Below are 18,406 nucleotides of genomic sequence, written 5' to 3' on the forward strand. Positions count from 1 at the left end.
CCGTCGCCAGCAACTTGCAGTACACTAGGCTCTACTCTTCACGATTCGGACCCCGATGCCCATGCTGCAGACCCCGCTGACGATACAACGCCTGTACGACGACAATCGCGAAAGTTTGCAGCTGGGCTGGTTTGCCGGCTTCCCCGGCGGCGAGCGCCTGATTTCCGGCGACGTCGCCTCGGCAGCCGACCAGGTCGGTCACCTGAACACCATCCACCCGGGCCGCATCCAGGTGTTCGGCCACCAGGAAATCAATTATTACCAGCGCCTGAAGTCGCTCACGCGCGCCCACCTGATCGGCGAGCTGATCGCCGGCAGTCCGCCGGCGCTGATCGTCGCGCAGGGGCTGGAAACGCCGCCCGACATCCTGGCCGTGTGCGACGAAAAGAATATCCCGCTGTTTTCCACGCCGCTGCCGGCCGCGCAGGTGATCGACTTCCTGCGCGTGTACCTGTCCAAGAAGCTGGCCCAGCGCATCATCATGCACGGCGTGTTCATGGACGTGCTGGGCGTGGGCGTGCTGATCACCGGCGACTCGGGCCTCGGCAAGAGCGAACTGGGCCTGGAACTGATTTCGCGCTCGCACGGCCTGGTGGCCGACGACGCCGTGGAATTTTCGCGCATCGCCCCCAATATGATCGAGGGCCGCTGCCCGGCCCTGCTGCAGAATCTGCTCGAAGTACGCGGCCTGGGCCTGCTCGACATCAAGGCCATCTTCGGCGAGACGGCCGTGCGGCGCAAGATGCGGCTGAAGCTGATCGTGCACCTGGTCAAGCGCGGCGGCCAGGAAGAGGAAGTCGAACGGCTGCCGTTCCAGTTCCCGACCGAAGACGTGCTGGGCCTGCCGATCCGCAAGGTCGTCATTCCCGTGGCAGCCGGCCGCAACATCGCTGTGCTGCTCGAAGCGGCGGTGCGCAACACGATCTTGCAACTGCGCGGAATCGACACGCTGCAGGAATTCATGGAACGGCAACGTCTGGCCATGAGCGGAGATTGAATGTTGCCAAGCAGTCGCGCCATGCAGGGCGCAACCGTTACGCAGGCGCAGCGCCATGCGCTGCGGATTCCCTGCTTCACCAACGTCTGGCCATGAGCGGAGATTGAAATGCGTATCGTCCTGATTACCGGGATTTCCGGTTCCGGCAAATCGGTGGCCCTGAATGTGCTGGAAGACCTCGGCTACTACTGCGTGGACAACCTGCCCCCTGCCCTGCTGCCGCACCTGGTCTCGACGCTGGTCGGCGAAGGCCTGCGCGCGGTGGCGGTGGCGGTCGACGCCCGCAGCGCCGAGTCGCTGACCAGCCTGCCCAGCGACGTCGCCCACCTGCGCGAAGCGGGACACGATGTGCGCGTGATGTTCCTGACCGCCAATACCCACTCGCTGGTGGCGCGTTTTTCGGAAACCCGGCGCAGCCATCCGCTGTCGCACGAGCTGCGCCCCGGCCAGAACCCGGCCGCGCGCCGCACGCTGATCGAATGCATCCTCGAAGAACGCGAGCGGCTCTCGGCCATCGAGCAACTGGGCCACGTGGTCGATACGTCGGAGCTCAGCGCCAACAAGCTGCGGGCGTGGGTCAAGGACCTGGTCGAACTCGAACATGCACCGCTGACGCTGTTCTTCGAATCGTTCGCCTTCAAGCTCGGCGTGCCGATGGACGCCGATTTCGTGTTCGACGTGCGGGCGCTGCCGAACCCGTACTACGACCTGTCGCTGCGCCCGCTGACGGGGCGCGACGCCCCGGTCATCGAGTTCCTCGATGCCCAGCCCAGCGCGCGCGAGATGCTCGAAGACATCCGCGCCTTCGTGGAAAAATGGCTGCCCTCGTTCAAGACCGACAACCGCAGCTACCTCACCGTGGCGCTCGGCTGCACGGGCGGCCAGCACCGCTCCGTGTACATCGCCGAGAAACTGGCGGCCTACTTCCACGCCAGCGAGCGCGTGGTGATCCGGCATCGCGAGCAGTAAGCATCACAGATCATGATGCAGCGCCGGACAAATGGCGCAGCGGATGGGCGTGGTCCGGCCACACCGGCGACAAGATCTGCGTGACCATGGCCTCGGTCACGTCGCTCAGCGCGGGCGGCGCCCATTGCGGCGCGTGGTCCTTGTCGATCACCAGCGCGCGGATGCCTTCGATCACCTGACCGTTTTCCAGCGTGCGGCGCACGGCCGCGCGTTCCATGCGCAGGCAGTCGGCCATACTCATGGCCGCACCGCGCGCCTGCAGGGCATGTGATACGCACATCATCAGCGGCGAGCGGGTAGCCATCATCGCCAGCGTGTCCTGGGCAAATGCGCAGCCGTCGGCCTGCAGCGAGGCCACGATGGCCGGTACCGTGCCGGCGCCGAAATGGTGATCGATGGCGGCGCGCTCGCGTTCGAGCGTGCCTGGCGCCACAGGCGCGCCGGCGGCGGTCTGCGCGGCAAACGCTGCAATCGCTGCCGGCAGGCTGGCGCCGTCGGCCGTTTCCAGCAGCGCCTGCAGGGCCGTCAGCTGCGCGACCGGCACGTAGTGGTCGGCCAGGCCCGCATACAGCGCATCGGCAGCGCCGATGGTGGCGCCGGTGATGCCGAGATACAGCCCGAGGTTGCCGGGCAGGCGCGGCAAGAAGTAGCTGGCGCCGATGTCGGGGAACAGGCCGATATTCGTTTCCGGCATGGCCATCCGCGTGCGCTCGGTCACGATGCGCACCCGGCTGTGCGGCCCGGCCTGCGCCACGCCCATGCCGCCGCCCATCACCACGCCGTCCATCAACGCGATGTACGGCTTCGGGTAGTGATGGACCAGGTGGTTGAGCGCATATTCTTCGGTGAAGAAATCCTCGACCAGCGCGCTGCCCTGCTGCGGCGTGGCGCGGCCCAGGTCGTGGAAGAAACGGATGTCGCCGCCGGCGCAGAACGCCTTGTCGCTGCTGCTGCGCACGACCACCGCCTGGACGGCAGCGTCGTCGCGCCACGCCAGCAGCGTGTGCGTGATCGCGCGCACCATGTCGAGCGACAGCGAATTGAGGGCGCGGGGGCGATCGAGGGTAATCCAGCCGATACCCCGGCCCAGGTGGGTCAGTACGTGCTCGCTCATGGTGTTCCTGTGAGGTTGGTTTGCGCGGATGCCGGCCAGTGTTCGAGCGGATTGGGCAAGGCCAGGTCGCCGCCCAGGCGTGCCTGGAACCGCGCGCGCAGCGATGCCGGCTGCCCCATGTGCCGGGCATAGATCACGGCAAACGGCAGATCGTCGACCGGTTCCTGGGGCACACCGGTAGCACGCACGAGGGCCGACGGATCGCGCACGGCAGCGAGCGTGAACTGCACCAGCCGGTCCAGCGCCGGTGCGCGCAGGTCGAGGATGGAGGCGATCATGGTCAGCGGCGCGGCGGCGAACGCGTGGTAATGCAGCGCCTTGACGCCGCGCGCCATCTCTTCGGGCAGCGATCCGTCGGGCGCCACCTGGGCCATCGCATGGTCGAACACGCGGCGGCCCCAGGCCAGGAAGCGCTCCTTGTGCGTGACCGCGCCCACGGCCGTCACGGCCAGACCTTCCCAGTAATAATGATTGTTGCGCTTGCCCTTGCGGGTGTCGGCGTGCACCAGCGTGGCCTCGGCCAGCGTGGCGAGCCACGCCGCGATCGCCGTTTTCTGCGCCGGCGTGGCGGCGGCCTGCACGCGCGCGTAGCTGAGCGCCAGTCCGGCCAGCGTCCACTTGCGCACAAAATAAGCCTGTTCGCTCGACATCTTGCCCAGCATGGCGCGCTGGCCAGCCCAGCCTTCCAGCCAGGTCAGCGCGCAGGCGGCGTCCGGCGCCCTGCCGCTGGCCTGGTAGCGGCTGGCGCTGCGCGCCACGCCGGCCAGGAATTGCTCGACCGGCTCGGTACTGGCAAGGTTCTGGGCGCGCCGCGCCGGGTCGATCACGGAGTGGTTAGTGTCGGTGTAATAACTGTTGGCGTCGATATCGATGACGGCAGCCGGCGCCGGCTCGCAGGTCGCAGCAAGCGCCGGGACGGTGAGGAAACAGAGAACGGTATAAACCAGATAAACAATTTTCATGGAATCCCGCAAACAAGAAAGGGCGCCGAGATGCGCCCTTGGTTGGTGGTGCCGCGCCGGGATCAGGTGGCGGCAGCAGCGGATTCGAAGTTTTCCGGGAGATGCTTGATCGCATCGTGGCCGTGCTGTTGCACTTTGCCTTTGTACTTCATGACCTGGCGATCGAGCTTGTCGATCAGGGTGTCGATCGCAGCATACAGGTCTTGCGACAGGCTTTCCACGTAGACCGTTTTACCGGACAGGCGCAGATTGATTTCAGCCTTTTGGCGCTTGGTTTTCTCTTTAAGGTTATCTACGGTCAGAATGACAGCAATATCGATGACTTGATCGAAGTGCCGTGTCACGCGTTCGAGCTTGCTTTGTACGTATTCACGAATGGCGGCGGTGACTTCGAGATGATGTCCACTGATGGTGAGATTCATACACACTCCTAAAGATAAATGTCGCTAACGGTTAGTGCATCGCCCATTGGCGCCGGGCATGCAGGAACCAGTGCCTACAAAGACTTGCGGAGACTGACGGGAGGGATTTTCAGGGCTTCGCGATATTTGGCAACAGTGCGTCGCGCAATCACCATGCCCTGTTCTCCCAGCATGTCCGCAATTTTACTGTCGGATAAAGGATGTTTAGGGTCTTCAGCTCCTGTCAATTGCACGATCAATGCCCGTATCGCCGTCGAACTGGCTTCGCCCCCCGCGTCGGTGGCGACATGGCTACCAAAAAAATATTTCAGCTCAAACATGCCGTGCGGGGTCAGCATGTATTTTTGCGTTGTCACCCGAGAAATCGTGCTCTCGTGTAGTCCCAGTGTATCAGCAATTTCGCGAAGCACAAGGGGACGCATGGCGACCGCGCCGTGCGAGAAAAAGTTCTTTTGTCGTTCTACTATCGCCTGCGCCACGCGCAAAATGGTGTCGAAACGCTGGCGCATATTCTTGATCAGCCACTTCGCTTCCTGCAGCTGCGCGCCCATCGCGCCCTCGCCTGCCTCCCCCTTTTTTTGCTTGAGCAGATTGGCGTACATGGCGTTCACGCGCAGGCGTGGCATGACGTCGTTGTTCAGGCTGACCTGCCAGCCGGTGCGCGATTTTTTCACGATCACGTCCGGCACCACGTAGTCCGAGATGTCGGACGCGAAGGCCGCCCCCGGGTGCGGATTGCACTGGCGGATCACGGCCTGCGCTTCGCGCAGGTCTTCGTCGTCGCACAGCAGGGCTTTTTTCAGCTTGTTGAAATCACGCTGGGCAAACCACGCCAGGTGCTTGTCGACGATGGTCACGGCCATGCGCCGCGTGACCAGCGCCACGCCGGGCAGGCGCTTGATCTGCAGCGCCAGGCACTCGGCCGCACTGCGCGCACCGACGCCGGGCGGATCGAAACTTTGCAGCAGCGACAACGCCGTCTGCAGCTCGTCCGGATCGACATCCAGCTCGGCCGGCAGGCGCGCATGAATCTCGTCGAGTCCTTCTTCGAGGTAGCCGTTTTCGTCGAGCGCGTCGATGATCAGCTCGACCAGCGCGCGGTCGCGCAGCTCCAGCACGGTCACCCGCATCTGCTCCATCAGGTGCTCGCGCAGCGTGCAGTGGTGGGCTTCGATCTGCGGACGCGCGTCCTCGTCGTCGGGCGCCTTGCTGCGGCCGGCGTCGCTCCAGTCGACGTCCGCTTCGGGCGTGGTGCTTTCGGTATCGGCGGCCGGGCCGTCGTAGGGATCGGCGTCGCCGGCCGGCGCCGCTTCCTGCGGCCCCGATTCGGCCGGCGCGTCGCCGGACGGCGCAGGCTGGCTGATGGCGCCGTCGGACAGCAGGCGCAGCGAGTGGTCGAGCGGATCGTCGAGCCGTTCGAGCAGCGGATTGTCGGTGAGGAGTTGTTCGAGTTCCTGGTGCAGTTCCAGCGTGGAGAGCTGCAGCAAGCGGATCGATTGCTGCAGTTGGGGCGTCAGCGCGAGATGCTGCGAAGTCCGCAGTTGCAACGACTGTTTCATGGCGTATCGATTACATCCGGAAGTGTTCACCCAGGTAGACGCGGCGCACCGATTCGTCGGCAATGATGTCGTCCGGCCGGCCCGATGCCAGCACCGAGCCCTGGTTGATGATGTAGGCGCGGTCGCAGATGCCCAGCGTCTCGCGTACATTGTGGTCGGTAATGAGGACGCCGATCTGCCGGTCCTTGAGAAAGCGCACGATGCGCTGGATCTCGATCACGGCAATCGGGTCGACCCCGGCGAATGGTTCATCGAGCAGCACGAAGCGCGGATTGGTGGCCAGCGCCCGGGCGATCTCCACCCGGCGGCGCTCACCGCCGGACAGCGACAGCGCGGGGTTGTCGCGCAGCTTCTCGATTTGCAAATCGGCCAAGAGGGTATCGAGCCGTTCCTTGATGTCAGCCTTGGATAAAGGCTTGCTGTCTACTTTCTGGATTTCGAGGACAGCACGAATATTTTCTTCCACCGTCAGCTTGCGGAACACCGACGCTTCCTGCGGCAGGTACGACAGGCCGAGCGAGGCGCGGCGGTGGATCGGCAGCGACGAGATATCGACGCCGCTGATGTCGATGGTGCCGGCGTCGGACGGCACCAGGCCGACGATCATGTAGAACGACGTGGTCTTGCCGGCGCCGTTGGGGCCGAGCAGGCCGACCACTTCGCCGCATTCGACCTGCAGCGAGACGTCGTGCACGACCTGGCGCTTGCCATAGCTTTTCTGCAGGCCGCGCACGATCAGGGTGTTACCGCAACTCGCTTCCATGTCATTTCCCCGCAGGCTGGGTGGCTGGGACCGGCTGCGCCGGCGCGATCGGCGGGCGCTTGGACGACGGCTGAATCACCATGGTGCCACGCCCGGCGCCGGGCTTGCTCTCGCCGCTGCTGCTGTTCTTGACCGCGAACACTTCGCGGCGGCTGTCGTACGAGATGAACTCGCCGTCGACCTGGCTGCTCACTTTGCCCGACTCGAGCTGCTTGATGCGGCCCTTGGAAATCAGCTTGACCAGCTCGGTCTTGTCGTCGTACTCGATGCGGTCGGCCTGGCCTTCCACCCACTTGTCGGTCTCGCCGTCGAGCTTCTGGCGGAACGTGGCCTGTGCGCCGGCCGTGCCGGTCAGCACGACGAACTGGTAGCCCTCGGGGTCTTGCGTGACCACCGCCTTGGGCGAAGTCATGCGGATGGTGCCGCGCGTCAGGATGACGTTGCCGGTAAAGGTCTTGATCTGCTTGACGTCGTCGGAGTCGGCCTGGTCGAACGAGACTTCGATCGGCTTGTTGGAATCGGCCTTTTCGGCGTGCGCCGGTACCGTCAATGCTGCCAGCAGCAGTGCTGCCGACCACAGGGATTGTCTGGTCAATACGTTCATAGTCTTCCTTTAGCGTGCCGCACGGGGCGGCACGGTGATCTTGCCGCGCCCGCCCAACTGGGTTTGCAGCGTTGCATTATTGGCCGTCATGCCGACACCGGTGGCCACGGTCTGGCCCAGGTGCAGTTCGACCGGCGCATCGGTTTCCATCCGTTGTTCGTCCGGGAACACGGTCAGCGTCGGCGCCGTCAGGCTCATGGCCTGACTTTTGCCTTCGGCCGGCCGCACCACGCTGACGTTGCCATTGAACTTGACACGCGAATTGTCGCGGTCCACGCGCGCGGTGTCGCCGCGCACCGTCATCGGCGGGTGGTCGGCCGCCAGGGTGTTGATGTAGGGCTTGACGATGTCGGAGGCATCCTCGGCCGGCAGGTGGGTCAGCTTGTCGCCGGAGATGATGTAGGCCGGCTTGCCATCCTTGGTCATGCGCACCACGCTGAACCGGTCGATGATGTAGTCCGGCTCGTTGCGGAACTTGTCCTGCGCCGTGTCCTGGTTCGATTCGTTAATCAGCTGCACCATCCAGCCGGTGCCGACCACCACGAATACGCCGATCACGATCATCCAGGTGAGCGGCCAACGGTGAGCTGTTCTTTTACGCAACATGGCCTATTCCTTTCCTTACACCATGAACTGCGCCATGACGGCCGCGTGGGTGCTCTGCGCCTGCAGCAGCAGTTCGCACAGCTCGCGCACGGCGCCACGGCCGCCATGGGCGGTGGTGACGTGGTGGGCGCGCGCCAGCACTTCGGGCCGGCCGTTCGGCACCGCCACCGCGAAGCCGACGCGCGAGAGGATGGGCAGATCGACCACGTCGTCGCCGATGAAGCCGACCTGCTCGGCCGTCAGGCCGGTCTTTTCCAGCAGCGCGTTGAATGGCGTGAGCTTGTCATGGCCTCCCTGGTGCACATGGCTGATGCCGAGATCGGCCGCGCGCCGGCTCACCTGCGGCGAGATGCGCGCGCTGATGATGGCGGTCTGCACGCCGGACTCCTGCAGCAGCTTGATGCCCAGGCCGTCGTGCACATTGAAGGTCTTCAGCGCTTCGCCGTCCGCGCCATAGTGCAGGCTGCCGTCGGTCAGCACGCCGTCGACATCGAAGATCACCAGTTTGACGCGCGCAGCGCGTTCGAGCGGGGTCGGGCCGGGCATCAGATCACCTTGGCGCGGGTGAGGTCGTGGATGTGCAGCGCACCGACCAGTTTGCCGTCGGCGTCGGTCACCAGCATCTGGTTGATGCGGAACTGCTCCATGACGGCCACCGCGTCCACCGCCAGCTTTTCCGGGGCGATGCTGCGCGGGTTAGGGTGCATCACGTCGCGGATCACGACCTGGGTGAAGTCCTGGACTTTTTCGATCATGCGGCGCAGGTCGCCATCGGTAAATACGCCGATCGGCTTGTCGTCGGCATCGACCACGGCGGTCATGCCCATGCCCTTCTGGGTGATTTCCAGCAGCGCATCGGTCAGCTTGACGTCGGCCGGCACGCGCGGCACGTCGGCGCCGCTGCGCATGACGTCGCGTACGTGGGTGAGCAGGCGCCGGCCCAGTGCGCCACCGGGATGCGAGCGGGCAAAATCTTCTTCCCGGAAACCGCGCAGGTCGAGCAGCGCCACGGCCAGCGCGTCGCCCAGCGCCAGCGTGACGGTGGTGGACGTGGTGGGCGCCAGGTTCATCGGACACGCTTCCTTGGCCACAGCGACGTTCAGGTGCACGTCGGCAATATTAGCCAGGCTGGAGCCGGGCTTGCCGGTGATGGCGATGACCTTGCTGCCCATGCGCTTGACGACCGGCAAAATGGTCATCAGCTCGCTGCTTTCGCCCGAGTACGAGATGGCGATGAACGCATCGTCGGCGGTGACCATGCCCAGGTCGCCATGGGCAGCCTCGGCCGGATGAACGAACAGCGCCGGCGTGCCGGTCGAGGCAAACGTGGCCGCCATCTTGCGGGCGATATGGCCGGACTTGCCGATGCCGGACACCACCACCCTGCCCTGGCAATGCAGCAGCAGCGCGATCGCGTCCGCGACGCTGTCGTCGGCATCCAGACGTTGCTCGAGAGCAGTAATGGCGGCAGCCTCGTTCTGCAAGGTTTCACGGGCCAGCTGCAGCGCGTGCGCGGCCATTGTTGCATCAAAAGCTTTCAGCATTGTTTTTTCATGGGTTACACTCATACCCAAGTATAGCCGAATTAAGAAAGCAAAAAACTTGCCAGTCGAAACATTGTGCCCGCGTGGGGCGACACCACGGAATCAACATCTGACGGCCGCGACAGCATGACGTTTTCCCCGCTCGAACTGACCCTGGTGTTATTAGGCAGCGCCGTGCTGGGCGTGGTGGCGTTCCGCATGCTGCACCTGCCGCCCATGCTCGGCTACCTGGCGGTCGGCATCCTGATCGGCCCCCACGCGCTGGGCTGGGCCCAGGAAAGCGAGGCCACCCACGGCCTGGCCGAGTTCGGCGTGGTGTTCCTGATGTTCTCGATCGGTCTCGAATTCTCGCTGCCCAAGCTGCTGGCCATGCGCGCCATCGTGTTCGGCCTGGGCCTGGCCCAGGTGGCAGTCACCATCATCGCCACCGTGCTGTTCGGCTGGCTCATTGCCACCCAGTTGCCGGCCCACCTGCACATCAGCTGGCAGGGCGCGTTTGCGCTGGGCGGTGCACTGGCCATGTCGTCCACCGCCATCGTGGTCAAGATGCTGACCGAGCGGCTCGAACTCGACAGCGAACATGGCCGCAAGATCATCGGCATCCTGCTGTTCCAGGACCTGGCCGTGGTGCCGCTGCTGATCCTGATTCCATCGCTGGGCCAGCGTCCCGACGCGCTGGCCGAAACCCTGGCCTGGGCTGGCCTGAAAGCGGTGATCGTGCTGACCCTGCTGCTGTTCGTCGGCCACCGGCTCATGCGTAGCTGGTTCACCATTGTCGTCAAGCGCCGCTCGCAGGAGCTGTTCATGCTCAACCTGCTGCTGGTGACGCTGGGCGCGGCCTGGATCACCGAGCAGGCCGGCCTGTCGCTGGCGCTGGGCGCCTTCGTGGCCGGGATGCTGATCTCGGAAACCGAGTACAAGCACCAGGTCGAGGAAGACATCAAGCCGTTCCGCGATGTGCTGCTGGGGCTGTTCTTCATCACGGTGGGCATGCTGCTCAATGTGCGCATGGTGCTCGATAACTGGTGGCTGGTGCTGGTGTTGCTGATCGGCCCGGTGCTGGTGAAGTTCGCGCTGATCGCGGCGCTGGCCAAGCTGTTCGGCTCGTCCGATGGGGTCTCGATCCGCACCGGCCTGGCGCTGGCGCAGGCCGGCGAGTTCGGTTTCGTGCTGCTCAACCTGGCCAGCGACAACCGGCTGATCGACCCGTTCATCACCCAGGTCGTGCTGGCGTCGATGGTGCTGTCGATGCTGGCGGCACCGCTGATCATCGCCAAGTCGGACCAGATCGTCATGAAGCTGGCCAGCAACGACTGGATGATGCAGTCGCTGGCGCTGACCAAGATCGCCAGCCGCACCATGGCCACCAACAAGCACGTCATTTTGGCCGGCTTCGGCCGGAGCGGCCAGAGCCTGGCCACCCTGCTGTCCGAAGAAAAAATCGACTACCACGCGCTCGACCTCGATCCGGAACGGGTGCAGGTGGCGCAGGCTGCCGGTTTGCAGGTGTCGTACGGCGACGCCGCCCGCCGCGAAAGCCTGGTCGCCGCCGGCATCTACCGCGCCAGCGCGGTGGTGATCACCTACGCCAGCACGCCGTCGGCGCTGAAAGTGCTGCACCAGGTCCACCTGCTGGCGCCCACCTTGCCGGTGCTGGTGCGCTCGCACGACGACACCGACCTCGATGCCTTGAAGGCTGCCGGCGCGGCCGAAGTGGTGCCCGAAATCATGGAAGGCAGCCTGATGCTGGCCTCGCACACGCTGGTGATGCTGGGCGTACCGCTGCGCAAGGTCGTGCACCGGGTGCAGGCTGCGCGCGAAGCCCGTTATGCCTCGCTGCGCGGCTTCTTCCACGGTTTTTCCGACGTCGGCGAGGATGCCGACCTCGACCGCCTGCATCCGGTCACGCTGGCCGACCACACGCCGTGCGTGGGCAAGCCGCTGGGCCAGTGCCTGCTGGCCGACAGCGGCGCCGTCGTCGCCAGCATCCGCCGCGGCAAGCAGGTGATCGAGGTCACGCCCGACACCGTGCTGGCCGCCGGCGACGTGGTGGTGGTGCGCGGCGCAGCCGACGCCGTGGCGCGCGCCGAGCACCTGCTGCTGCGCTGATCCGGCCCCTTTTTCCCATCAACAAGACCGCCATGTCCGCAACGTTTACCGCAGAACAGATCGACACCGTCTACCGCGTCATCGCCGAGCGGCGCGACGTGCGCCATTTCATTCCCGGCGACGTGGACGAGACCGTGCTCGCGCGCCTGCTGCAGGCCGCGCACCATGCGCCCAGCGTCGGCTACATGCAGCCGTGGCGCTTTATCCGCATCGCCAGCCCGGCACTGCGCAGCGCACTGGTGGCGCTGGTGGAGGCCGAGCGCGTCAGGACGGCGGAGGCGCTGGGCCAGCGCGGCGCCGAATTCATGCGCCTGAAGGTGGAAGGCATCCGCGAATGCGGCGCGCTGTTCGTGGTGGCCCTGGCCGACGGCCGCGACGCGCACGTGTTCGGGCGCCGCACGCTGCCGGAAATGGACCTGGCGTCGGTCGCCTGCGCGATCCAGAACATGTGGCTGGCCGCGCGCGCCGAAGGCCTGGGCATGGGCTGGGTGTCGCTGTTCGACCCGGACCAGCTGGCGCGCCTGCTGGCCATGCCCGCCGGCGCACGGCCGGTCGCCGTGCTGTGCCTGGGACACGTGGAACAGTTCTATCCGCGGCCGATGCTGGAAATGGAGGGCTGGGACACCCGCCGCACGCTGGCGGACCTGGTGACGGTCGATGGCTGGGACAAGCGCGGCGCCTAGCGGCGCGTGACTAGCCGGCCGGCCCGCTGCTGACCACGCGGTTGCGGCCGGCCTCCTTGGCCGCGTACAGGCGCAGGTCGGCAGCGGCCACCCAGGCGCGCGCGATGGCGGCCGGGTCACCTTCGATGTCGCCCGGATGCAGCGCCGCCACGCCGATCGACACCGTCACCGACAGTTGCAGCTCGGGCGTGAGGGCGATCATGGCGCCGGCCACGCTGGCGCGGATGCGCTCGGCAACGAAGGCGGCGCTGTCGAGCGGGGCGTCGATCAGCAGCACCACGAATTCCTCGCCGCCGAAGCGCGCCAGCGCATCGGACGCGCGCAGTTCGTTCTTGATGCGCGAGGCCACTTCGCGCAGCACTTCGTCGCCGCCGCCGTGGCCCACCGTGTCGTTGACGCGCTTGAAATGGTCGACGTCGATGTACATGAACGAAATCGGGTACGACTGGCGCTTAGCGCGGGCGATTTCTTCGAGCAGGCGGCGGTCGATATAGCGGCGGTTGTAGACGCCGGTCAGCGAATCGGTCAGCCCGATGTACTTGAGCATTTCGTTACTGATCACGTTTTCCAGGCAGATCGCGACGATCGATCCCATGTGCTCGACGAAATCGGTGCCCAGGCTGGGCGTAAACCGGGTGGGATCGCGGCTGGCCAGGTTGAGGCTGCCGATCATGCGCTTGTTGCGCAAGAGCGGCACCAGCGCCACGCTTTGCAGCCCGGTCGGCGCCCGGGGGAAGGCGGCACGGTGGCGCTGGCCGTCGAACATGCCCAGCAGCGGCTTGGGCGGCGCCGAGGCCACCGCGTGCGCGGACAGGTCGAAGCCGAGCGCCTCGATCTCTTCGACGAAGAGCAGGTCGGGGAAATCTTCGAACACGACGTCGAGCTTGAGCATGACGGTGCGGATGTCGGCGCCCTCGTCGAGCAGGGTCAGGGTGACCGCATCGAGCTCCGAGATCACCGGCAGCACGCTCAGGATGGTGCCTACCAGCTCGGGGAAATTGCCGGCGCTGACGATGTTCAGGTCGAACGCCTGGTGGCGCGTCATGATCGAGTGGTTGCGCTCGGCCTGCTCCAGCAGATAGGCCATGCGGGCACGCAGCGCCTGGTTTTCGGCGGTCAGCTTGTCCACCGCCGCGTCGACGCCTGCTGCCTGATCCGTGTTGGGCGCCAACTTGCCTGTTGCAGTCTGCGTCATCAATATTTCCTTGCTCTTCACCCGAAGTCTGTCCTGCATAACATTACGCCAAGTTGTGCCGCTTGGGAATGCCCCGACGGCCAGAAGTGCGTTAAAACGCCAGCGTCAGCGCGATTTCCTGGCCCACCTGCACCAGTGCGCCGCTGCCGGCGGTAACGATGGCGTTCATGCCGAAGCAGATCGCACCGTCGAGCGCGGGGTTGACGCGGTAGGCCTGCAAGATGTCGAGCGGGTCCGGGCCGAACTCGGCGCTGGCCTGGTCGATCGAGGGCATCGGGCAGCGCGGACACGGCTTGACCGGTTTGACGCGCACGCCGCCAAGGTCCAGCGTATCGGCATAGTCTTCCTCGAACGCGTCGATACCGTCGATGACCAGGTTGGGACGGAAACGGTTCATCGGCAAGGCAGCGCGGCCGGCGCGGCGCAGCTTGTCGTTGAGGTCGTCCAGCGACGCCCGGCCGATCACCAGGATCGGAAAACCGTCGGAGAACAAGGTGGTGGCAGCGACGTCACCGGTCCATTTCCGGCTCACCGCGCGCACCGCGCCGCCGTGGAAACGCACCAGGCGGCACGCCACACCCAGCGCTGCGCCGAACCAGGCTGCGGCAGCATCGCCGCAGTCGATGGCGCGCAGGCTGTCGTCCCAGATCTGCACGCGCCGCGTGGCGGCCGCTGCGGGATCGGGCCGCGCCAGCGCCAGGGTCAGCGCCGGCATGCCGGGGCAGGTCAGCGTCAGCGTCTGCGCCTGCAGGCTGGGCGTGATCAGCGCCATGCGCGGAACATCGCGCTGCGTCATGTAGCCGCCATTGGCATCGACCACCATCCACTCGCGGTCGCCCAGCTGGCCGTCGGCAGTGGAGAGTCCGGCCGTGGTCAGCACTGCCTGCGACAGCGACAGGCCGGCGCAGGATTTGATCGGATAAAGGATGAGGTCGGACAGGGTGGGCATGGCACAGGCAGCAAGACGGCGTGCGGTGAATCGGATCGCCATCTTGCAACAGCCGGCAACGCTGGCGCGCGATGGTTGCGATGGTTGCGACCGTTGCGACGGTCCGGGCAGTCAGTGCGGGGCGCATGAGCGCCCTGCACGGCTTACTCTTCTGCTGCCGGGGTCTTGGCGGCCTTGGGCGCACGCGGTGCGCGCGCTTGCCTGGACGCCTTGGCGGCCGGGGCAGCATCCGCTGGCGCGCCTGCCGGTGGCACGGAAGCGGCGTCGGCAGCCGCCGGAGCGACCGGCGCACGCTCGGCGCCAGACTTGGCCTTGGGCTTGGCCTTCGGCCGGGCCGGACGGCCTGCTTTGGCGGGCGCCGCGCTGGCTGCATCCGCTGCACTGACCGTACCGGCGTCGCTGACGGCATTGGCCCCCTCGACAACCCCTGCTGCAGTGCTGACCACCGCTGCCGGTGCGGCCGGCGTGGCGACGGCAGTGGCCGCTGGCAGCGTGACCGCTGCGCCATCGGGCGCCGGCGCTGCAGCCTCTGCCGCTACGGCCCGGGCTGCCGGCGCCTTGGCGGCGGCTTTTACCTTGCGTGCCGGCGGCTTGGCGCCGTTTTTCTTTTTGACGGGCGTCGGCACCGCAGCGTCGCCACTGCCGACCGCCACTTCCGGCACGACCGGCATGGTCGCGATTGCGCTGCTGACTTCGGTAGCAGCTGCGGCGGCAGTGTCGGCTACCGCAGTGTCGGCTGCTGCCGCATCGGCTGTCGCATGCTGCTGGTCCGTCCCGGTGCGCTGGCCGCCGTCGTTGCGGTCGTGCCGTTCCTGGCGGTCGCTGCGGTCGCGGCCGCCGCGGTTGTTGCGCTGGCGGTTGCCGTCGCGGCCGTGGTGTTGCGTATCGGCGGCGGCAGCAGCGGCGGCGCCGGCATGCTCGGCGGCCTGCGCGGCATCGACCAGTTCCGCCAGCGGCGCGTCGGGGACGATGTCCGCTGCCGTGCTGGCGTCATCATTGCCAGCCTGGGCCGCACGGCCCTGGCGGTTCTGGCGCTCGGCCTGGCGCTCGGCGAACCGCTCGGCAGCGGTGCGGCCCCGATTGCGGCTGCGGCGCGACTCGGCCCCCTGCTCCTGGCTGCCCCCCTTGTCGCTCTGCTGGACGGCCTGGCCATCGAGCGCGGGCGCCGCGCCATGCTGCGCACCGCTGCTGCGGTAGACGTAGGCGCCCGATTTCTCGTCGCGGCCGAATTCCAGCAGGCCACGCGCCTTGCATTCCTCGATCAGGTTGCCGAAAGTGCGGAAGCCGTAGTACGACTCGCTGAAGTCCGGCTTGCGGCGCTTGATCGCTTCCTTCAGGACCGAGGCCCAGATCTTGCCGCTGTCGCCGCGCTCGAGCACCAGCGCCTCGAAGGTGTTGGCGGCGATTTCCACGGCCTCGTCGCGGCGCCGTTCCATTTCGGCGCGGCGCGCGTTTTCCTCTTCCGGCGACCGCTTGACGGCCTGCTTGGCTTCGCCGGCATCGCGGCGCGCACGGCGGCTCTCGCGCACCAGGTCGTCGTAGAAGATGAATTCGTCGCAATTGGCCACCAGCAGGTCGGACGTCGATTGCTTGACGCCGACGCCGATCACTTTCTTGGCGTTCTCGCGCAGCTTGGACACCAGCGGCGAAAAATCGGAGTCGCCCGAGATGATGACGAAGGTGTCCACGTGCGACTTGGTGTAGCACAGGTCGAGCGCGTCGACCACCATGCGGATGTCGGCCGAATTCTTGCCGGACTGGCGCACGTGCGGGATTTCGATCAGCTCGAAGTTCGCTTCGTGCATCGGCGCCTTGAAGCCCTTGTAGCGATCCCAGTCGCAATACGCTTTCTTGACCACGATGCTGCCCTTGAGCAGCAGACGTTCGAGCACCGGTTTGATGTCGAACTTGTCGTAATTGGCGTCGCGCACACCGAGCGCGACGTTTTCGAAATCGCAGAACAGCGCCATGCTGACGTTATCGTTGGAAGATGCCATGAGGAATATTTTCTAGTGAAGAGGGGTGCGGGGGAACAAACGCGTGGTCCGGCGGTCGGCTAATGGGGCGATTATACCGAACAACGTCGTGCCTCCATGTACTCATCCATGGACTGATCTATAATGGCCGCTCTCCCCCAGTTACGAGGTATTCGTCCGATGCGCCATTGATGCCGCCGTCTTCCTGACGGCCAGCCTCCACTTCTTCCCATCCCAAGGGGAGTTTCTGGCATCTATTGGAGTAACGCATGACGCAATGTTCGCCCCCATCCATCACGCTCGATGGCGTGTCTTACAGCCTGCCCGACGGCAGTGTCCTCTTTTCCGACTTGCATGAACAATTCAACCAGCGGCCTACCGGCCTGGTCGGGCGCAATGGCGTCGGCAAGACTGTGCTTGCCCGCATCCTGGCCGGCCAGCTGGCGCCATCTTCCGGTCGGTGCATACGCCATGGCGCTGTGTATTACCTGGCCCAGCAGGTAACGCCTGCACCCGGCGCCACCATCGCCGATCTGGCCGGCATGCGTCCCGCATTCGATGCATTGACCCGCATCGCCGCCGGCAGCGTCGCCATCGAGGACTTCGACCTGGTCGATGCGCGCTGGGACTTGCCGCAGCAGCTGCAACAGGAACTCGACAGGATTGGCCTGGGCCGCCATAACGCGCAGACGCCGGCCAGCGTTCTGAGCGGTGGCGAAGCGATGCGCGTGGCCTTGGCGGGCGCCATGCTGTCCGGCGCCGATTTCCTGATCCTCGACGAACCGAGCAACCATCTCGACCGCCACCAGCGCCAAGCCCTGACCGCACAATTGCAGCGCTGGCAGCGTGGTCTGCTGGTGGTCAGCCACGACCGTCAATTGCTGGAAATTATGGAGTCCATCATCGAGCTATCGCCGCAGGGCTTGGTCAGCCATGGTGGCAATTACAGTTTTTATGCCGCCGCCCGCGCGCACCAGCGGCAAAACGCGCTGGACCAGCTCGACTTACGCAAGCTCGAGCGCCACCGCGCGGAACAAGCAATGCGCACCCAGCGCGAACGCCAGCACCAGCGCCAGGCACACGGCGCCCGCCAGGGCCGGGACGCCAACCAGGCCAAGATCCTGCTCGGACAACAGAAGCAGCGCAGCGAAAGCTCGGCCGGCAAGCTGCGCCAGCAGCAGGATGCCACGCGCGAACGCTTGTCCGCACGGGTAGGCGCTGCTGCGCAGCAGGTCCAGGACGATGCGGGGATCGTGCTGCACACCTTGCCGACGCTGGGCAGCGCCCACCGGCGCGTGGTGGAACTCGACGGGGTCGAGTTGCCGTTCGTGCCTGCAGCCACCCGATCTATCGGCCTGAGCTTGACCGCGCAGCAGCGCGTGGGCGTGATCGGTCCCAACGGCTGCGGCAAGTCGACCTTGCTGCAAGTGCTGGCCGGTCGTCTCGCACCGCTGGCCGGACGTTGCCAGGTGGTCGATGGTTGCGTCTATCTCGACCAGCATCTGGTCGATCTCGATCCGGCGCGCACCGTGCTCGCGCAACTGCTGGCAGCCAACCGCAGCGTCAAGGAAGCCACACTGCGCACCTGGCTGTCCCAGCTGGGACTGGACGCACCCAAGATCGTCGCGCCTAGCGGCGCGCTCAGCGGTGGCGAGCGCCTGAAAGCAGCGCTGGCCTGCGTGCTGTACGCCGATCCGCCGGCACCACTGCTGCTGCTCGACGAGCCGGGCAATCATCTCGACCTGCCCTCGCTGCAGGCGCTGGAAATCACGTTGCGCAACTACCGGGGGGCATTGCTGGTGGTCTCGCACGACGATGTCTTCCTGCACAGCCTGGGGTTGACGGACAAGCTCTCGGCCACGGAACAGGGATGGCAGCTCGATCCATGGTGAGTGCTTGACTTCGAGTGCGCTCGAAGCATTAGCCTGTCATTGAGGGTTTCCTCATCGACCAT

Annotated in this window: 17 protein-coding genes; 5 read left to right on the forward strand and 12 right to left on the reverse strand. The window is 65.8% G+C overall.

The annotated features are described in order from the left end of the window. Positions 1-61 precede the first annotated feature (61 nt). Together hprK and rapZ are read left to right on the forward strand one after the other, a co-directional pair. Positions 62-997, forward strand: coding sequence for an HPr(Ser) kinase/phosphatase (gene hprK, locus ASF61_RS02860; RefSeq protein ID WP_056151256.1), 936 nt, complete (start codon positions 62-64; stop codon positions 995-997). Between the two features lie 108 nt (positions 998-1,105). Continuing rightward, positions 1,106-1,966, forward strand: coding sequence for an RNase adapter RapZ (gene rapZ / locus ASF61_RS02865; RefSeq protein ID WP_056150891.1), 861 nt, complete (start codon positions 1,106-1,108; stop codon positions 1,964-1,966). A gap of 10 nt (positions 1,967-1,976) precedes the next feature. Here rapZ and ASF61_RS02870 read toward each other — a convergent pair whose 3' ends face one another. The 9 genes from ASF61_RS02870 to ASF61_RS02910 form a co-directional block, all read right to left on the reverse strand. Continuing rightward, positions 1,977-3,080: an enoyl-CoA hydratase/isomerase family protein gene (locus ASF61_RS02870; protein WP_056150892.1), complete on the reverse strand. Its 1,104-nt coding sequence runs from the start codon at positions 3,078-3,080 to the stop codon at positions 1,977-1,979. Further along, a complete protein-coding gene (locus ASF61_RS02875; protein ID WP_056150895.1) occupies positions 3,077-4,042 on the reverse strand; it encodes an alginate lyase family protein in 966 nt (321 codons plus the stop codon). Before ASF61_RS02875 ends, ASF61_RS02870 begins: the two co-directional genes overlap by 4 nt. 62 nt (positions 4,043-4,104) lie before the next feature. Then, on the reverse strand, positions 4,105-4,464 hold the full coding sequence (gene hpf, locus ASF61_RS02880) for a ribosome hibernation-promoting factor, HPF/YfiA family (RefSeq protein WP_056150897.1): 360 nt from the start codon (positions 4,462-4,464) through the stop codon (positions 4,105-4,107). 74 nt (positions 4,465-4,538) lie between these two features. Continuing rightward, a complete protein-coding gene (locus ASF61_RS02885) occupies positions 4,539-6,023 on the reverse strand; it encodes an RNA polymerase factor sigma-54 (protein ID WP_056150898.1) in 1,485 nt (494 codons plus the stop codon). A 10-nt stretch (positions 6,024-6,033) separates the two neighbouring features. Then, positions 6,034-6,786, reverse strand: a complete 753-nt coding sequence (lptB, locus tag ASF61_RS02890; RefSeq protein ID WP_056150900.1) for an LPS export ABC transporter ATP-binding protein — start codon at positions 6,784-6,786, stop codon at positions 6,034-6,036. A 1-nt stretch (position 6,787) separates the two neighbouring features. Next, positions 6,788-7,390 carry a lipopolysaccharide transport periplasmic protein LptA gene (gene lptA, locus ASF61_RS02895; protein ID WP_056150901.1) on the reverse strand — a complete coding sequence of 201 codons (603 nt, stop codon included), beginning with the start codon at positions 7,388-7,390 and terminating at the stop codon, positions 6,788-6,790. 9 nt (positions 7,391-7,399) lie between these two features. Then, positions 7,400-7,996, reverse strand: a complete 597-nt coding sequence (gene lptC / locus ASF61_RS02900; protein ID WP_229205681.1) for an LPS export ABC transporter periplasmic protein LptC — start codon at positions 7,994-7,996, stop codon at positions 7,400-7,402. A 15-nt stretch (positions 7,997-8,011) separates the two neighbouring features. Next, positions 8,012-8,542 carry an HAD family hydrolase gene (locus ASF61_RS02905; RefSeq protein WP_056150905.1) on the reverse strand — a complete coding sequence of 177 codons (531 nt, stop codon included), beginning with the start codon at positions 8,540-8,542 and terminating at the stop codon, positions 8,012-8,014. Further along, positions 8,542-9,540, reverse strand: a complete 999-nt coding sequence (locus ASF61_RS02910; RefSeq protein ID WP_082491165.1) for an SIS domain-containing protein — start codon at positions 9,538-9,540, stop codon at positions 8,542-8,544. Before ASF61_RS02910 ends, ASF61_RS02905 begins: the two co-directional genes overlap by 1 nt. Positions 9,541-9,666: 126 nt before the next feature. Between ASF61_RS02910 and ASF61_RS02915 the strand changes: the two genes are divergently transcribed. Together ASF61_RS02915 and bluB are read left to right on the forward strand one after the other, a co-directional pair. Further along, positions 9,667-11,649, forward strand: a complete 1,983-nt coding sequence (locus ASF61_RS02915) for a monovalent cation:proton antiporter family protein (protein ID WP_056150909.1) — start codon at positions 9,667-9,669, stop codon at positions 11,647-11,649. A 32-nt stretch (positions 11,650-11,681) separates the two neighbouring features. Further along, positions 11,682-12,332, forward strand: coding sequence for a 5,6-dimethylbenzimidazole synthase (bluB, locus tag ASF61_RS02920; protein ID WP_056150910.1), 651 nt, complete (start codon positions 11,682-11,684; stop codon positions 12,330-12,332). A 10-nt stretch (positions 12,333-12,342) separates the two neighbouring features. On the opposite strand, the gene ASF61_RS02925 is transcribed toward bluB, so the two are convergent. From ASF61_RS02925 to ASF61_RS02935, 3 genes are all read right to left on the reverse strand, one after another. Continuing rightward, positions 12,343-13,527: a diguanylate cyclase gene (locus ASF61_RS02925; RefSeq protein WP_056150912.1), complete on the reverse strand. Its 1,185-nt coding sequence runs from the start codon at positions 13,525-13,527 to the stop codon at positions 12,343-12,345. Between the two features lie 91 nt (positions 13,528-13,618). Then, the gene (locus ASF61_RS02930) at positions 13,619-14,476 is read right to left on the reverse strand and encodes an MOSC domain-containing protein (RefSeq protein ID WP_056150914.1); all 858 of its coding nucleotides are present in this window, start codon (positions 14,474-14,476) and stop codon (positions 13,619-13,621) included. A gap of 143 nt (positions 14,477-14,619) precedes the next feature. After that, positions 14,620-16,473, reverse strand: a complete 1,854-nt coding sequence (locus ASF61_RS02935) for an NYN domain-containing protein (RefSeq protein ID WP_056150915.1) — start codon at positions 16,471-16,473, stop codon at positions 14,620-14,622. 248 nt (positions 16,474-16,721) lie between these two features. On the opposite strand from ASF61_RS02935, the gene ASF61_RS02940 reads away from it, so the two are divergent. Continuing rightward, on the forward strand, positions 16,722-18,344 hold the full coding sequence (locus tag ASF61_RS02940; RefSeq protein ID WP_056150918.1) for an ABC-F family ATP-binding cassette domain-containing protein: 1,623 nt from the start codon (positions 16,722-16,724) through the stop codon (positions 18,342-18,344). The last annotated feature ends 62 nt before the right edge of the window (positions 18,345-18,406 follow it).

Source organism: Duganella sp. Leaf126, assembly GCF_001423125.1.
Classification (GTDB): domain Bacteria; phylum Pseudomonadota; class Gammaproteobacteria; order Burkholderiales; family Burkholderiaceae_D; genus Rugamonas.

Excerpts from the sequence above, each read along its gene's own strand:
- hprK (WP_056151256.1), top strand. The coding sequence starts at position 62 with ATGCTGCAGACCCCGCTGACGATACAACGCCTGTACGACGACAATCGC.
- rapZ (WP_056150891.1), top strand. The coding sequence starts at position 1,106 with ATGCGTATCGTCCTGATTACCGGGATTTCCGGTTCCGGCAAATCGGTG.
- ASF61_RS02870 (WP_056150892.1), bottom strand. The coding sequence starts at position 3,080 with ATGAGCGAGCACGTACTGACCCACCTGGGCCGGGGTATCGGCTGGATT.
- ASF61_RS02875 (WP_056150895.1), bottom strand. The coding sequence starts at position 4,042 with ATGAAAATTGTTTATCTGGTTTATACCGTTCTCTGTTTCCTCACCGTC.
- hpf (WP_056150897.1), bottom strand. The coding sequence starts at position 4,464 with ATGAATCTCACCATCAGTGGACATCATCTCGAAGTCACCGCCGCCATT.
- ASF61_RS02885 (WP_056150898.1), bottom strand. The coding sequence starts at position 6,023 with ATGAAACAGTCGTTGCAACTGCGGACTTCGCAGCATCTCGCGCTGACG.
- lptB (WP_056150900.1), bottom strand. The coding sequence starts at position 6,786 with ATGGAAGCGAGTTGCGGTAACACCCTGATCGTGCGCGGCCTGCAGAAA.
- lptA (WP_056150901.1), bottom strand. The coding sequence starts at position 7,390 with ATGAACGTATTGACCAGACAATCCCTGTGGTCGGCAGCACTGCTGCTG.
- lptC (WP_229205681.1), bottom strand. The coding sequence starts at position 7,996 with ATGTTGCGTAAAAGAACAGCTCACCGTTGGCCGCTCACCTGGATGATC.
- ASF61_RS02905 (WP_056150905.1), bottom strand. The coding sequence starts at position 8,542 with ATGCCCGGCCCGACCCCGCTCGAACGCGCTGCGCGCGTCAAACTGGTG.
- ASF61_RS02910 (WP_082491165.1), bottom strand. The coding sequence starts at position 9,540 with ATGCTGAAAGCTTTTGATGCAACAATGGCCGCGCACGCGCTGCAGCTG.
- ASF61_RS02915 (WP_056150909.1), top strand. The coding sequence starts at position 9,667 with ATGACGTTTTCCCCGCTCGAACTGACCCTGGTGTTATTAGGCAGCGCC.
- bluB (WP_056150910.1), top strand. The coding sequence starts at position 11,682 with ATGTCCGCAACGTTTACCGCAGAACAGATCGACACCGTCTACCGCGTC.
- ASF61_RS02925 (WP_056150912.1), bottom strand. The coding sequence starts at position 13,527 with ATGACGCAGACTGCAACAGGCAAGTTGGCGCCCAACACGGATCAGGCA.
- ASF61_RS02930 (WP_056150914.1), bottom strand. The coding sequence starts at position 14,476 with ATGCCCACCCTGTCCGACCTCATCCTTTATCCGATCAAATCCTGCGCC.
- ASF61_RS02935 (WP_056150915.1), bottom strand. The coding sequence starts at position 16,473 with ATGGCATCTTCCAACGATAACGTCAGCATGGCGCTGTTCTGCGATTTC.
- ASF61_RS02940 (WP_056150918.1), top strand. The coding sequence starts at position 16,722 with ATGACGCAATGTTCGCCCCCATCCATCACGCTCGATGGCGTGTCTTAC.